The organism is Flavobacterium bizetiae (assembly GCF_902804475.1).
Taxonomy (GTDB): Bacteria; Bacteroidota; Bacteroidia; order Flavobacteriales; family Flavobacteriaceae; genus Flavobacterium; species Flavobacterium bizetiae.
Genome location: NZ_CADCSU010000045.1, coordinates 50190 through 66004 on the forward strand (window position 1 = coordinate 50190; position 15815 = coordinate 66004).

Here is a 15815-nt window from a genome sequence, read left to right on the forward strand (position 1 = left end):
TTGATTGCTTTTACGGCATAATATCTCGCAATGGGCTTTGATAAGAAGGACAAAATTAATAATTTTGCATAATAAAACAACTAAATACTTGTTTTATTAATTTATGACTACAAATAAGATTTTAATGTTGCTCAAAATGCGAGGTTCTCTTACGGCTCTCGAGATTGCGCATGAGCTTAAAATAACGAAGGAAGGCGTTAGACAACAACTTGTTAAGCTTGTTGAGGAAGAACTTATTCATCCGCTGGAAGAATCTAAAGGTGTGGGAAGACCGCAAAAAACGTTTAGTCTTACAGCTAATGGAAATGCAAAATTTCCGGATACGCATGCTGAATTGACCTTAAAACTAATTAATATTATTAGCTCGATGGGCAAAAATACATTGGATGATGTTATTAATGTTTATGAAAAAGTAGGGAAAAAGAAGTATCATGAAGAAATTGATACGATCGATAATTTAGAACAAAAGATAGAAAAACTGGTCGAAATAAGAACCCGGGAAGGTTATATGGCCGAATATTCTAAGAATGACGATGGTTATCTTTTAGTAGAAAACCACTGCCCTATTTGTGCTGCTGCAACAATTTGTCAGGGATTTTGCTCGTCTGAATTAAACACATTCCGGTCTGTGTTAGGAAACGAAGTAAACATAAATCGCATTAGTCATATTATTGCCGGAGAAAGAAGATGTGCCTATCAGATTACGGCAAATTAATCTGATTTTAAATATAGATTTTAAATAGAAAAAGCCTGTAAAACATCAATTTTACAGGCTTTTTCAGTCAACAATTAAATATAATTAAATATAATTAAATTCTAAGATAATACAAGATTAATCGGGGTTTGCCAGGATTTTATACAACTCGGCATTCGAAATATAATACTGATTTTCGATACTTATCTGTGATAGTTTTGCACTTACCAGATTGTTTTCTCTCGAATTGATAAGGAATATGGAGCTTTCGCCAAAGGAAAACAATTTCTCCTCTGAGTTAAGCATGGTCACGTAATCTTTGACCAGATTATCAATAACATTTTTTTGTCTTTTTAAAGACGCAATTTCTGTTTGCTGCGCTTTTATTTTATTCTTTAATTCTAGTCTTTGCTGATCGATATCAAACTTTAAATCCTGAATTTTAAGTTTGGCGAGTTTAAGTCCTCCTCTTTCTTTTCGTAAAAAAATAGGAATACTAAAATCAATATTGAACTTATAATCATCGGCATTAAAAGAATTAAAATATGACGGTTCTGAGATATAATTATACCCCACATTCAGCTTTGGCAATAACGAATTTGCTTTGAGCTGTCTGTTGATTTCGAGCATCGACATTTTAGTTTCCAAAGCCTGAATTTTAGGATGAGCCTCAAATGTTTCTGAGTTGACCATCATCGCTGAGGTTTTTAATGTTTCTTCTAATGTCTGAATTAAATTCTGTTCCGGTTTTACATTATCTTCTAATTCTACCGGTACATTTTCGATCCATAAATAATTAGAAAGATTAAGTTTGGCTTTGGCCAGTTTCAGGTTTCCGTTCTCTACATTCAGTTCCCTTTTTCTTACCGTTATTCCGGCTTCGACACTATCAATTGCAGGCGAATCGCCCAATTCTATCAGTTTTTTTACGCCATTAAAACGTGTACTGGCAAAACCGAGATAACTTTTATAAAGTTCGGCTTCGTTGTAACTTTTTCTCCATTCAAAATAAGCTTCACTGGCTTTATATAAAACTTCGATGGCTCGTAATTTTCGCTGTGCATCGCTTAGTTTTAGCTGCAATTTTCCTTCACGTACATCTGCCATTCTCTGGTTGATAAACATTCCCTGACCTAAAGCTACGCTGATTCCTAAAGAGGTTAATCCGGCTTCGGGTGTACGATTTTGCGGATTGTAATATTGTCCGTCTGTTTCGTCAAAACCGGCTTTGATTTCGACTCCATACCAGGTCGGAATTTTAAAACTGCTGTTTAATAAGGAGTAATATTCGGTTCCTTTAAATTCTTTTTTATTGTAATCTACTTCAATTTTCGGATCAAATCCTCCACGGGCCACCATAAGCATTGCCTGAGCGCTGCTTACTTCAAGATTGGCTTGTTTTACCAATGGATGGTATTTTTTTACGTATCCTAAAAACTCGCTATAACTTAATTCTTCTTTATTAAAATCCTGACTATAGCCTTTTACGATGCTTAATAAGAATAAAAAAGAAAATAATTTTATAACGGTTCTCATCTTATTTCTTCTCCTTTCCATTTGTTGCTTTTTCATCTGTCTTATAATAATTTGGAGGAAAACCATTCAGGTTACGCCATATTTCGTACCATACCGATACGGTTTCTAACAGGGCTATACTTTGTGCACCGGCACCTATGCTGAGTTCTTTTGGCCATTTTTCTTCTTTGTTTCCATCGGGAGCAATTAGTACTCTGTATTTTCCGTTAGGACTTATAAAATTTTCGATGGCTACAATTTTACCTCCAAAGGTTCCGTAAGATAATCCCGGCCAACCTGAAAATACGATTCTTGGCCATCCGTCAAACCAAACACGTACATCTGCACCGCGATGCACCAACGGAAGATCGATAGGATCGACATAAGTTTCTACTGCTATATCATAAGTAGCCGGCATAATGCTTACAATTGGCGTTCCTTCTTTTATAGTTTCGCCAAGCCCCGTTAATAATGCACGGTTTACATAACCGCTTTGAGGCGCTGTTATGTAGTACATTCCGTTTCTTATGCTGTAATTGGCATATTGATTCTCTAACTTATTGACCTGAGCTTCTGTATCATATTGTGTGCTTAAAGCGGTAAACTTATCACTTCTTGATTTCGAAATTTTTTCAGAATACTCTGCTTTGATTCGATTAATCTCGACTTTAGCATTTATGAGTTCATTTTTACTGCTCAAAAATTTATTTTGCTGCGTAATAATATAAGCTTCGGATTCCTGCAATTTTAATCGTTTTTGCTCTACATCAGTCATTGGTTTTAGGCCTTCTTTGTTAAGTGCAGTAGAACGATTAAATTGTGTTTGCGCGATTCTTAATTGTGTTTTTACAGCTTCAAGATCCATACTGTCGCTTTTAATTTTCAGCAGGGCTTGTTTTATTTTATTTTGTGCTTGTTGTAATTTTAATTCTCTTTCGGCATTCAGCGAAGTCGCCTGATCGTTAAGAGAGGTTACTTTGTCTCCATAAGATTCTACTGCCAACTTTTTAGCATCGACCTGTTCTTTGGTATTCCCCACTAAATTAGGATCTAAGTAATCTTCTTTGGTTTCTGAAATGAAAAGAATTGTATCTCCTTTTTTTACAAAATCACCTTCTTTTACAAACCATTTTTCTACCCTTCCGGCAATGGCGTTATGCACGGTTTGCGGTCTTTGATCGGGTTTTAAAGTCGTTACAGATCCGCTTCCTGAAATATTTTGTGTCCAGGGCAGGAATAAGCAGGCAACGCCAAACAATAAAAACCCTACGATGACTCTGTTTAAAATTTTATAATGGGGTCTGCGGGCAACGCTGGTTATCGAAGCGTATTTTCCCGGAGTAATAAGTACATGATTATCTTTAGATATATTGAGCATGATTAAAGCTTTATGTCGTTAATAATTTTTCCGTCATCGATCGTGATCATACGGTCGCATTTGTTCATCCAGATATCATTTTTAGAAGTCAGGATAACCGTCCAGTTATGTTCATCAGAAAGTAAAAAATCAACAATTTTACCTGAAGTCATTTCGTCCATTTTATCAACGGGATCTTCGAGGAATAATATATTCGGTTTGTTTACAATGCTTCGCGCCAAAAGAATTTTTTGAACATCTGAAGCCGAAAGCTCACGTCCGCCCGGATGAATCTGATTTTCAAGTCCGTTAGGAAAAGTTTTAATGTACGGCGTAAGGCAAACATTGTCTAAAGCCCATTTTAGTTCATCATTATCAATAGTTTCGTTACCAAAAAGAATATTTTCTCTGATGGTTCCGGCAAAAAGCGTATCGCCTTGTAAAAATGTACCCGCTTGCGCTCTGTATGTATTTTCGTCCAGACGATTCATATAGTTGTCTGTAATGTACATGGTACCGCTTTCTGGTTCAAGTAAACCTGAAAGTAAGCGTAACAGCGTACTTTTTCCGGCTCCGTTTGGTCCTCTTAAAATGATTTTTTCGCCCTGAGATATTTTCAGGTTAATATTTTTAAGAGATTTTTTGTTGTGATCGGGATAATTGTAAGCAACACTTTCAGTTTCGATATTAATACCGGTATCGTTTACGGCTGAAGTTTGCGGAATACCTGAAATCTCCATATCTGTAACCTGACCAATTTTTTCGACAGAAGTCAATACATCATAAAAAGATTCTAATCCAAAAATTATTTTTTCTACCGAATTGATCAGCAATACAATGACAATTTCAGCTGCCACAAACTGCCCGATATTCATTTGATGGTGAATTACCAGAAAACCGCCAATCGACAAAAGGGCAGCCGTAACAATAACTTTAAAAATAGTGAGCTGAATGTATTGTTTTTTCATTACCTGAAAATGCTTCTCGCGATAGTTAATGTATTGACTCACATAACCATCGTTTCTGTTTAATGCATATTCGAAACCGCCTTTTCTTCTAAAACTTTCACGATTGCGTGCAATTTCCTGAATCCAGGCTGCTACTTTATACTTAAACTTAGATTCGTTGAGACTTGTTTCTAAACCGTCTTTGTACGAAAATTTAAAAATCACATAAAGGATAACGATAAATAAAAGTCCGATTACGGTAAAAAAGGAATGGTACAAAACCAGCAATATGATACCAAAACCTACTTGCAAAAAGGCAGCACAAAAATCCAGCAGCAATTTTGCAGTTCCTTTTTGAACCATAAGCGTATCAAAAAAGCGGTTGGCTTTTTCAGGCGCATACTCAGAATACATTTCTTTAAATTTAATTAAAGGCATTCTGTAAGCGAATTCAAATGAGGTACGTACAAAAATTCTTTGTTGCAGATTCTCGACGATTCGAAGTTGTAAAATGATTAATACACCGCCAAAACCAACTCCAACGGTTACTAAAAAAACCAATACTACCCACGAAACACTTAGTTGTCCGCTTTGAATAAAATTAATGATGGCCTGAATTCCTAAAGGCAGGGAAAGATTTACGAGACCCGCAAAAGCGGCGTAAAATATAATTTGATATACGTCGCGCTTATCAAGTGCCAGTAAATTATAAAAACGTTTTAATGGTGTCATGAATTTATATATAAATACAAGATTAATAGATAGAAAATAATGTACGATAAATACCGTATTAAGGATGCTAGATTTTCATTTAAATCTACAAAAAAAAAGTGAAATATTTATACAATCATCTCAGGAGGAGGCAAATAAATCTTGCCATGAAATGCAAATAAAAAGACGGGGTTGTCTGTATAATTTTTGGCTTTTGATGCAATCTGCAAATATAATCCCGGTAAAAAAGCTTCGAACGGAACCAGATATTCTAATAAAACAATTCCTTTTGCCAGTTTAGCGGTTTTAGTATCTTTTGTTTCATAGTCATCTAATTCTTCCGCAATTCTGTCGCATTTGAATATTTTTTTCAAGAAATTGCAGGTAATCCCTTTTACAGAATCTACCTCGGTATTATTATTTATGATCTGGCTGAAACTACTGGATATATTAATGCTGCTCATTAAAAAATAGCCAATTAGTAACGCCTGAAGGCATTTACACAAAAAACTATTTTTAATTTTATTCAACATCTATTAAAATACTATTACAAAAAAGAACTCTTGATCTCCGTTTTTTCTCTTGAAAACCAATTCAGATTCAAGGTTCTTTTTCTAAAAAAAAACAATAATCGCGCAATTTAAATCTAAATTTTCGCTGCCACATTAGAGGAACATTAGAATTTCAAGACACGCAAACAAAACACTAATTATCAGTTATTTAAAAAACACAGAAACTTTTATTTATTTGCTTTTTTTCCAAAACTTACTTTTTTATAAAAAAAAAGATACAAGATTAAAACTCCAATTTTCATGTAAAACCTGCGTTGTACAATGATTTCTAAATGCAAAAACCGCTTTTTTCAACAATAGAAAAAAGCGGTTTATTTAGAAGATGATTTCCTTTTATTTTTTAGATAAAACTTCCATAATCTTAGTATAGATTTCGGTATTTTGATAAACACCAGTAAAATTTTGTGCGCCTGGACCGTAAGCAAAAACCGGAACGGGAACAGCTGTATGATCGTTGGTACTAAAACTTCCGTGTACGTAACCTTTTTCTATACTTCCGTCGATTAGCGAAAGTCCACCCGTTTCGTGATCGGCTGTAACGATCAAAAGGGTTTCCGGATTTTTATCTACAAATTCCATAGCTTGTCCTACCACTTTGTCAAAATCAAGCATTTCGCGAACTATATATTCTACATTATTTTGGTGTCCGCCATAATCGATTTGTGCACCTTCGGCCATAATAAAAAACGGATTTTTAGTTTTGGTAAAAGTTGAGGTAGCTTTCGCCAAAGATTTCGTTAGAAAATCTCCTCTTCCGTTTTTCATAGAAACCACCGAAGCATCATCCAAAACAATAAATTTGAAGTTTTTAATCGTATCAAGTGAACTGAATTTATCCGAAAAAGTATAGCCTTTTTGCATTAAAACTTTCGACAAGTCTTTACCATCCTTTCTTGTTGTAAATTCTTTTGTTCCACCGCCAATTAAAATATCCGATGGATTTGATAAAAAGTCTTCGGCAATAGGCTCGCTGTAACTTCTTTCCGGCTGATGTGCATAAAAGCAGGCTGGCGTAGCATCAGTTATATTTCCTGCTGAAATTATGGCCGTTTTAAAGTTTCTTTTTGCCAATTGTTGCGTGATCAATTCCAGAGGTTTTCCGCTTTCATCAACACTTATAAAACGATTATTGGTTTTATGTCCCGTTGCCATTGCTGTTGCTCCCGCAGCCGAATCGGTAATATAACTGTCGGATGATTTAGTGATCGAAAGCCCTTGTGTTGGAATATTAAACAAACTCAGCTGACCTTTATTTGCGGTGTAACCCGAATAAATTTGCGTTAATCCCATTCCGTCACCAATTAGTAGAATAACATTTTTAGGTTGTTTTTTCGAAAATGTCAATCCGTTTCTGGGAACGTATGCCTGATGAAACTCCGTATTTTGATAAAAAGTCGATTTAATATTATTGATGAAATGCGTTAATTCCGGTACATTATCGGTACCAATAAAATCAACTTTTAGGTTCATCAATGTCATCCAGGTATTTACATTATCATGCGTAGCCCAAAAACGCACTTTTTTGTTCTGATCGTGTACTTTTTTAATGATGGCCTGCACTTTTTCGGCGTCAGCCTGAGTCATTACTCCTTTACCATTCCAGATGGTGATTTGTTTTAAATCCTCGCTAATCATTTCGACGCGGGATAATTGTTCCGGAGTATAGTTTTCGTTTAATCTTCCGTCAAAATAAATAAAGTCCGGATAGTCTTTCCAGTTTGTTGGCGAAGGTCTGTTTCCTGAAATGACCACTTTTATATTTTTATTCGAAATTAAATCAGGATATGTTTTTAATTGTTGCGCAATTAATTTTAAAGTCGGCTCAGCTTCTGTTTTGATGTCAATCATTAAAATTAAAGGTTTATTACTCGGGTAAGCTTTTCCGCCTAAAGATTTTAATTTATTAGAAAGTGGATCCAGGTATTGGCTTTTAAGCGTATTCTGAGGCGTAATTTCTTTTGAAGTATGCGCCACAAAAAGTTCATTATTTACAATAAAAACATCGGCTTCGATAACACCGGTTTCGTTAGAATACGCTTCGTAAAAAGGAAGTTTACTCGCATAATCATTGTGCGAATGTATGTTTGATGAACTGTATTCCTGTGCTTGCGCAAACAAGAAAAACTGGAGGCAAAAAAGGGTGATTATTTTTTTCATTGGAAAAATTGGGTTTGTTTATTTTCTAAAGTTGTTGGTGACTTATCTCATTTTTGTCATTTCGAGGAACGAGAAATCTCACTAGAAATTCCGCAAACAATGTCGATAATCTTTGTCGAATTCCGAGTGAGATTTCTCCCTTCGGTCGAAATGACAAGATTGTGCGTAATTCCAATCTTTGTAGAATTTCTCGCGAAGATTTCTCCTTCGTCGAAATTGACAATATTGGGGTTATTTTTTTCATACTATTAAAGCTCCAGCGGAGCGATATATATGTCACCCCGATGGGGCCTTTTTTATCTTAAAATTGAATTGCTATAGATATATCGTCCCGTTGGGACTTACTTTAATTACTCGTTTAAATTGTTTACCAACGATTAAAAATCATTTTAATCTTATTATCCCAATAGCTATTGGGAGTGGCTATAAAATTTAAACACAAACCAGCCTTTTCCTAAAAAAAGACTGGCTTATTATTATATAAAATTCATTTGTTTTTTTCTTACCACTGCAAGCTCCGACAAGCTTGCAGAGTAGAAAAAACTAAACAAACAAAATGAAACTACAAACTACCAACCTTTATTTTGCGTAAGCGCTCCTTTGCTCACTGCGATTTCATCTGGTGGTATTGGCCAAACGTGGTGAATTGCAGGATTAAAATTACGGGCAGGATAAATTACGGTTCCGTTATAATGGTGTAATGGTTTTGCGTAAGTTGCCTGAGCATCTCCCCAACGTACTAAATCGAAATGACGGTCTGTCCATTCTCCGGCCAATTCGCAACGTCTTTCTCTTTTTAAATCGGTTAATGTTGCTCCTGCAAGATTTCCTAAACCTGCACGACGACGAATCATATTAATTTCGGTATCAGCATTTAAGCCTTTCATTAATTTGGCTTCTGCCAACATTAAAATCACATCAGCATAACGTAAAAGAGGCACGTTTAAAGCTGTCGAAGGTTTGTCTCCATTCGCATTTACATAACGAATGTCGATTCCGCCAGAAGTTGTTTTAGGGTAACCAAACGGCTCCATATATTTATTAAACTGATATCCTGTTCTGTTACTAGAACTTACCTGATATTTTCCTTCGTTGAAAGTTACTAATTCACCAAAATACATGAATTTATCTCCTTTTTGTAAAATTGTAGCGCTACGTCTTTTATCTGCCGGATCATAAGTATCGAACAATTCTTTGGTAGGATAAAAATTTCCCCAACCGTTGTAAACTCCCCAACCTTTATCCTCTAAACAAACTCCAGGAAAAATAGAACCTAAAGAAGTATTTTCGGCACTTGAAGTTACAGACCAGATATATTCTGTAGACCAGTTATTTTTAATTTTAAATACATCTTCAAAATTGTCTAATAACTTATGTTTTCCGCTGTTTACGATCATATTGGCATATTTAATCGCATTGTCCCAATCTTTTGCATACAAATAAGTACGCACTAAATATCCCCATGCAGCTGTTTTATGAGCACGTCCGTAATTGTCTGGCGTAAGCTCATTAAAATAAGGCAATAAATCTGCTGCTTTTACTAAATCTGCTGCGATATAGGCGTAGTTTTCGGCTACGTTTTTAGCTCTTGGTACGTAAACATTTGTAGGGTCATCACGATCCTGAATTGGAATTCCGGCGCGATCATCACCATAATGGTAAGCCAATTCTAAATGCATTACAGCATGATTAAAATAAGCCTCACCCAACATCATATTTTTAGTTTTATCATCTAAATTAATCTTAGGGATATTGCGAATTACGTCGTTGCAACGTTTCATAATTTCGTAGTGAATTCTCCAGATATCTTTGGTATCAGACTCGGCACCATCAACAATAAAATTCTTGATACGTTCTGCATTTTGTCTTGGTTTTGTACCAATATCGTCACTCGCATTGTTCAGCCAGAAAAAACCACGACCGTACATATTATCATCAGAATATAAAGCATAAATAGCGTTTACTCCTGCTTTTGCATCTGCCGGAGTTTTCCAGAAATTGGCGCTTGAAGGTGCTCCTTGCGGAATCAAATCAAGTTCGCTTTCGCAAGCTGTAGTACTTAATAAAAGCACAAAACTCAATACTAAAAGACTTAAATTTTTCATTTTATTTGTTTTATATTTTTTAAAAAGTTGCGTTTACACCTGTCATATAAATACGGGAAAGAGGATATTTCCCTAAGTCCATACCAAAGTTTTTAAGCCCAACTTCCGGATCCATTCCTGAATAATTTGTGATCGTAAAAAGGTTTTGTCCTGAGATAAAAAATCTAAGTTTCGCTTTTCCGTGCAACCATTGATCATTTACTGTATACCCTATAGAAAGGTTTCTTAATCTTACGAAAGAAGCATCTTCGATATAAAAATCAGAGATTCTACCAAAGTTATTGTTGTTATCTGTTGCTGAAAGTACCGGAATACTCGTATTGGTATTCGTTGGCGACCAGGCATTTTTAGATTCTGCCAATAAATTATATCCAGGAAAAGAACCGTTTAAACCTGTATGTTTTACAGCATTAAAAACACTATTTCCGGCAGCTCCGCTAAAAAAGATATTCATGTCGAAACCTTTATATCTAAAATTCGTGTTTAAACTAAAAGTTGTTTTAGGAAAAGGATTTCCAAGCACTACTCTGTCGTTGTTATTGATCACACCGTCTCCGTTTACATCTTTAAATTTAATATCTCCTGCAACTGCATTTGGCTGATATATTTCGCCTTTTGCATTTACATACGCTTTTGCCTCTGCATTACTCTGAAATAATCCGTCTGTAGAATATCCGTAAAAAGCACCAACCGGACTTCCTACCTGATAGATATTTGCCAATGGTAAACTACGAACTCTGCTTAAATTTAAAGGTTCAAGTGAAGTCAAATCGTCTTTGATCGAAACAATTTTATTACTCAAAAATGCGGCATTCGCTGTAATATCAAATTTAAAATCTCCGCGTGTTTTTTGATACATCAAACTCAATTCAAGACCTTTGTTTTCTACATCTCCAGAGTTTACAATTCTGCCTTTTGGAGTTCCTGAAACACCCGGAAGCTGATCACGAACCAACATGTCTTTGTTTGTTTTTACGTAAGCATCTACAGATCCTGATAATGCATTATTGAATAAGCTAAAATCTAAACCTAAATTGGTTTGCTCAGAGCTTTCCCATCTTAAATTTGGGTTTGATAATTCGCTTTCTGAATATCCGTAATTGATTGTTGGAGTTGATCCTACTAAAGCTTGTGTCTGGTTTAACGGTACACTAAACTGGTATGGCCCCAGGTTTCCTAAGTTTCCTATTTGTCCCCAGCTTCCGCGTAATTTTAAGTTGCTGATGATTGGGTTAATGCCTTTCATGAATCCTTCTTCAGAGATTAACCAACCTGCAGAAACAGATGGATACACTTTCCAACGATTTGCTGAAGTTAATTTTGAAGTTCCGTCACGACGCACAATTCCTGAAATCAAATACTTTTGGTTAAAGTCGTAATTCAGCCTTCCTACGTACGAAGAGATAATTTCTTCGGCCATACCTGCTTCTATTTGCTGAACCAGTTTCGCATTTAGCAAATAACGTTGTGATGCATCTTCGCTGTCAAAACCTGTTCCTTGTACGGTATAGAAATCTCTTTTGGTTTGTTGATACGTATATCCTGCCAAAGCTTTGAAATTATGTTTACCTAGTGATTTTTCGTAAGAAACCGTTTGCTCACTTAACAAATCTGTTGTTGTTGAGTTAGTTAAAGTCAATCTGTTGAAATCGAATATTTTTCCCGGTTCTGTAATTTTAGTTGCAAAATCAGTCGCGTTGTTTTGTATTCTGGTATAACCCCAGTTCGATTTTATTTTTAAACCATCGATAATTTCCCATTCAGCATACGGATTAATTAAAACCGTCGAAACAGGATTTCTGTTGTCTAATCTTTTTAAATACGCCACCGGATTAATTACGTCTCCGTAAGAACCAATGTATTTTTCAGGAACTCCACCAAATTGTCCTGAACCATCTTCTCTGTAAATAGTAGCATTTGGCGGATAAAAAATCGCTGCCAAAATTGCTCCTGTATAACCACTTGTAGTATTGGCTGCCTGACCATCAGTTAAAGAATAAGAAAAGTTTTCTCCAAAGGTAAAATTAGGCGCCAGTTTAAAAGAAGAGTTGGCTCTTGCCGTATATCTTGTTCCGTAAGTATTCAATAAAATACCTTCGTTTTTTCTATAACTTCCTGATAAAAAGAAATTCGATTTCTCTGTTTTTCCGTTTACAGAAATCGATAAATCCTGTATTTCGCCTGTACGGAAAATTTCATCCATCCAGTTTGTTTTTGTTGTTCTTGCTGTTGGTTCAAAAGCAGGATCAAAAGCAGGAATTCTTGGCATTCCGGCATTATCTCTCGCCGTGTTCATCGCATCAGCATATCCTGCCGCATCCAGAACATCCAGTTTTTTGGCTACACTCTGAAAACCTCCCTGATAATTTACATTCACATTAATATGATCTGAAATTCCTTTTTTAGACGTAATTAAAATTACACCTCCAGAAGCTCTCGCACCATAAATTGCTGCCGAAGCCGCATCTTTCAAAACACTAATCGAAGCAATATCATTTGGGTTTAAAGTATTTAAAGATCCGCTGTAGATGATTCCGTCAAGAACAATAAGAGGCGTTTCGGCATTCAAAGAACCAATACCACGAATGTTAATCGTTGGCTCAGCCGTAGGATCTCCACCGTTGTTAATTACCGTAACACCCGCCACAGTTCCTTGCAATAATTCGGCTGCACTATTATACGTTCTGCTCGAAGATTCTTTCATAGAAACAGTTCCAACAGCCCCTAAAACCTCGTTCTTTTTTACAGAACCATATCCCATAACTACCACTTCCTGTAGTTGTTTCATATCGGCCAATAACTTAACGCTTATGTTTTTATCTGAACTTGTTACTTTTACTTCTTGCGTAACGTAACCTACGTACGAAAAAACAAGTATCGCCTGAGATAAGTTGATTTCCATCTTGAAAGTTCCGTCAAAATCTGTTGTTGCTGTTGCATCAGAATCTTTGTCTTTAATACCAACACCCGGCAACGGCATTCCGTCGTCTCCGCCAAAAACGGTTCCCGAAAGGCTTATTTTTCCCTGATCAGCATCAGCCACTTTTTGATTTTTTTTGATGACAATATTGTTGCTTACAATTTCATATTTAAGGAAAAAATTGCTGCATATTTTATCTAATGCTTGTTCTAATGTTACGTTATTCAGTTTTAAACTAATCTTTTGATTGGTGTTTACCTGATTCGTTTCGTACATAAAGTGTACATCTGCCTGTTTTTCGATTTTCTGAAAAACACTTTTTATACTTTCATTGTCTACTTTTAAGGTTACTCGCTTGCTGATGTTAACGTTTGCTGCTTTTATGCTGAAGCCGATAAAAAATAAGGCGATAAACAAAAGTGCTTTTGTTACTACCGTTTTTTTAATGCTCTGACAGTTTACGACGTACCGCATTTGTTTTTTAGTCATGTTTTTGGAGTTTTAATTTGTGTTTGGATTATTGCTTGGTTTCTACGTAGATGATTGATTAACTTAATTTTAAATACTTGTAATTGCGTAATTGTTTTTAACACATAGAGACATAGCTTTTCTTTGTCGATAAAAGGCGTTTCACTTGGAATAAATCACACTAGCTATGTGAAAAAATCATGATTTTCTAAAAGCATCTTAATTCTTAATTTTAAATCTATGTTTCTATGTGTTTCATTTTTTTGCTCACAGATTTAGCAAATCGAGCAGATTTTTAATTTTTAATTCTCAATTTTTAATTCTTTTATTCTCTTTTAAAGGTTTTCTTATTGAATGATATAAGTTCCTGCTTCGATTTTATAATTGGCATTAATAATATTGCACACTAAAGCGACAACCTGATTAACAGGTAATTCTTTAAAATAAGCACTGATTTTTAGATTGTTGAGGTTCTTGTTTTCGATCTGGATCGCTACATTATAATTGCGATTGATTGTAGCGATAACTTCCGGTAACGGAGCGTCTTCAAAAACAATGATATTTTTTCGCCATAGCGAAATAGAATTCATCGGAATATCTGTAAATGCCTGTAGTTTATTGTTTTTCGATTTAAAAACTACTTTTTGTCCCGGAGTTACATATACATTTTCATCTGTAACAGTCGATTTTACATTTACTCTTCCGGTTAAAACCGAAACTTCCTGCGTGACATGATCCGGATAAGCCTGAACATTAAAACTGGTTCCTAATACTTTCGTATCCATTTTATCGGTATGAATAATAAAAGGATGTTCTTTGTCTTTGGCTACATCAAAAAAAGCTTCACCGGTAAGGTATACTTCACGTGTTCCGCCTTTAAATTTTATGGGATATTTTAAATGACTTCCGGCATTCAGCCAAATTTGAGTTCCGTCGCTTAAGGTTATTTTTGCGCGTTCGCCTAATTTGGTGGCATATTCTTTAGAAACTGTTTTTGTAAATGACAGGTAAAAAAAACAGGATAAACCCATTAAAAAGATCAAAGAAGCTGCCATAGCCCAATTTCGAGGAAAAAGAAAAATAACCGTATTTGTTTTTTTAATTTGTCTGATTTCTTTTTTCAATTTCGAATGATCAGATTGTATCAGTAAAGCAGGATCTAAAATTTCTTCGGGATGATCGTACCAGTTATTCCATAATTCTTCTCCTTTTTCAGATGGCTTTCCTTCTAAAAAAAGTTGTATATCTTGATGTAATTTTTCAGGCATTATAATTTGTTTATCTCTTTAATAGTATGTCTCGGGATTGTTCTTTTTAGGTAGGCGCTTAAGGTTACGCTTTTGTTAAGAAAAGAAAACCGTATCTTAATTCAGGTCTCCTAATAATTGAACTCGCCCAAATAGTTTCGCATAAATTTTAGCGCATAAGCAATATGATACTTTACGGTTTCGTGCGAGACATTTAGCTCTTCGGCGATTTCTTTGTTTGAATAATGTTTGATCCGACTTAGAATAAAAACTTCTTTGGATTTTTTAGGCAGCAATAAAGTCGCTTTGTCTACCGCTTCCTGAAGTTCTTCGTAATAAATAGAGTCTTCAGTAGCATTGGTACTGTTATGATCATTACTGCTTCTGTCTGAGACTTCTTTTATATATTGATCGGTAATGGTGTGGGATTTGATATAATCTAAGGTTACATATCGAACGGAAGTATAGATATAAGCTGAGAATTTCTTTTGGATAACCAAAGTCTTTCGACGTTCCCAAATGGTGGTGAAAACTTCCTGAACAATTTCTTCAGAAACGGGAACAGATTTTATTCTCATATAAACAAAGCGAACCAACAGATCCCGATACCGAAAATACAATTCATCAAACGCTTTATCTTTTCCTTGTTTCAATAATTCAACAAGCTGTTCATCTGTAAATCCTTTATACATGATGCATTTCTTTTGGATTATTTAGCCAATGAACGGTGCTTATTAAAACCCGAATTTCGATTCTGTTTTTGCGATGTATTCTTAATTTAAAAAATGACATATACTACAAGTGTGTTGTTTATAATATGTCTCCAAAATTAGAAATGAGGGTAGGTCTGCAAGGTTACGTTTACATTAATAAAAATGTCCCATTATAAAACATTGTATTAACATTTAGTCTCTGATATGTTATGAACCAGACATTTGTATGATATCGCTGAAGAAAAAGTATTTTTAGCTGTTTTTAATCTTTTGAGATCAAAGAAAAAACTATCTTTTTTGATTCTTTTATAAAAATGGGGAAGCAGTCAAAAAATAATGAATTAATATCATCTTCCCTAAAAATGATCTTTTCTATTTTTAATTTAATGTGTTCCTTTTAAAATATAAT

The 15815-nt window shown here is 35.0% G+C and carries 10 protein-coding genes; 1 reads left to right on the forward strand and 9 read right to left on the reverse strand.

Translation table 11 applies throughout. The features are described from left to right. Window positions 1-103 precede the first annotated feature (103 nt). Window positions 104-715 (forward strand): helix-turn-helix transcriptional regulator, encoded by a 612-nt coding sequence (locus tag FLACOL7796_RS04030; protein ID WP_173969549.1) that lies wholly within the window; start codon window positions 104-106, stop codon window positions 713-715. A gap of 117 nt (window positions 716-832) precedes the next feature. Here the strand turns inward: FLACOL7796_RS04030 and FLACOL7796_RS04035 are convergent, their stop codons facing one another. The 9 genes from FLACOL7796_RS04035 to FLACOL7796_RS04075 all read right to left on the reverse strand — a co-directional run bounded on the left by FLACOL7796_RS04035 (window position 833) and on the right by FLACOL7796_RS04075 (window position 15385). Then, window positions 833-2251 carry a TolC family protein gene (locus tag FLACOL7796_RS04035; protein ID WP_173969550.1) on the reverse strand — a complete coding sequence of 473 codons (1419 nt, stop codon included), beginning with the start codon at window positions 2249-2251 and terminating at the stop codon, window positions 833-835. Then, window positions 2232-3587 (reverse strand): HlyD family secretion protein, encoded by a 1356-nt coding sequence (locus FLACOL7796_RS04040; RefSeq protein WP_173969551.1) that lies wholly within the window; start codon window positions 3585-3587, stop codon window positions 2232-2234. Before FLACOL7796_RS04040 ends, FLACOL7796_RS04035 begins: the two co-directional genes overlap by 20 nt. 2 nt (window positions 3588-3589) lie before the next feature. After that, a complete protein-coding gene (locus FLACOL7796_RS04045) occupies window positions 3590-5245 on the reverse strand; it encodes a peptidase domain-containing ABC transporter (RefSeq protein ID WP_173969552.1) in 1656 nt (551 codons plus the stop codon). 107 nt (window positions 5246-5352) lie between these two features. Further along, the gene (locus tag FLACOL7796_RS04050; protein WP_232067288.1) at window positions 5353-5688 is read right to left on the reverse strand and encodes a hypothetical protein; all 336 of its coding nucleotides are present in this window, start codon (window positions 5686-5688) and stop codon (window positions 5353-5355) included. Window positions 5689-6129: 441 nt separating this feature from the next. Further along, window positions 6130-7953, reverse strand: a complete 1824-nt coding sequence (locus FLACOL7796_RS04055) for an alkaline phosphatase (RefSeq protein ID WP_173969554.1) — start codon at window positions 7951-7953, stop codon at window positions 6130-6132. A gap of 569 nt (window positions 7954-8522) precedes the next feature. Then, the gene (locus FLACOL7796_RS04060) at window positions 8523-10058 is read right to left on the reverse strand and encodes a RagB/SusD family nutrient uptake outer membrane protein (RefSeq protein ID WP_173969555.1); all 1536 of its coding nucleotides are present in this window, start codon (window positions 10056-10058) and stop codon (window positions 8523-8525) included. A gap of 19 nt (window positions 10059-10077) precedes the next feature. Then, complete coding sequence (locus FLACOL7796_RS04065) at window positions 10078-13467, reverse strand: SusC/RagA family TonB-linked outer membrane protein (protein ID WP_173969556.1); 3390 nt, start codon at window positions 13465-13467, stop codon at window positions 10078-10080. 326 nt (window positions 13468-13793) lie between these two features. Further along, complete coding sequence (locus FLACOL7796_RS04070) at window positions 13794-14714, reverse strand: FecR family protein (RefSeq protein WP_173969557.1); 921 nt, start codon at window positions 14712-14714, stop codon at window positions 13794-13796. Between the two features lie 110 nt (window positions 14715-14824). After that, entirely contained in the window at window positions 14825-15385 is a 561-nt protein-coding gene (locus tag FLACOL7796_RS04075) for an RNA polymerase sigma-70 factor (protein ID WP_173969558.1), read from the reverse strand. Window positions 15386-15815 lie beyond the last annotated feature (430 nt).

What these genes read in the sequence shown, in the direction of transcription:
- FLACOL7796_RS04030 (WP_173969549.1), top strand. Translation starts at nt 104, where the DNA reads ATGACTACAAATAAGATTTTAATGTTGCTCAAAATGCGAGGTTCTCTT.
- FLACOL7796_RS04035 (WP_173969550.1), bottom strand. Translation starts at nt 2,251, where the DNA reads ATGGAAAGGAGAAGAAATAAGATGAGAACCGTTATAAAATTATTTTCT.
- FLACOL7796_RS04040 (WP_173969551.1), bottom strand. Translation starts at nt 3,587, where the DNA reads ATGCTCAATATATCTAAAGATAATCATGTACTTATTACTCCGGGAAAA.
- FLACOL7796_RS04045 (WP_173969552.1), bottom strand. Translation starts at nt 5,245, where the DNA reads ATGACACCATTAAAACGTTTTTATAATTTACTGGCACTTGATAAGCGC.
- FLACOL7796_RS04050 (WP_232067288.1), bottom strand. Translation starts at nt 5,688, where the DNA reads ATGAGCAGCATTAATATATCCAGTAGTTTCAGCCAGATCATAAATAAT.
- FLACOL7796_RS04055 (WP_173969554.1), bottom strand. Translation starts at nt 7,953, where the DNA reads ATGAAAAAAATAATCACCCTTTTTTGCCTCCAGTTTTTCTTGTTTGCG.
- FLACOL7796_RS04060 (WP_173969555.1), bottom strand. Translation starts at nt 10,058, where the DNA reads ATGAAAAATTTAAGTCTTTTAGTATTGAGTTTTGTGCTTTTATTAAGT.
- FLACOL7796_RS04065 (WP_173969556.1), bottom strand. Translation starts at nt 13,467, where the DNA reads ATGACTAAAAAACAAATGCGGTACGTCGTAAACTGTCAGAGCATTAAA.
- FLACOL7796_RS04070 (WP_173969557.1), bottom strand. Translation starts at nt 14,714, where the DNA reads ATGCCTGAAAAATTACATCAAGATATACAACTTTTTTTAGAAGGAAAG.
- FLACOL7796_RS04075 (WP_173969558.1), bottom strand. Translation starts at nt 15,385, where the DNA reads ATGTATAAAGGATTTACAGATGAACAGCTTGTTGAATTATTGAAACAA.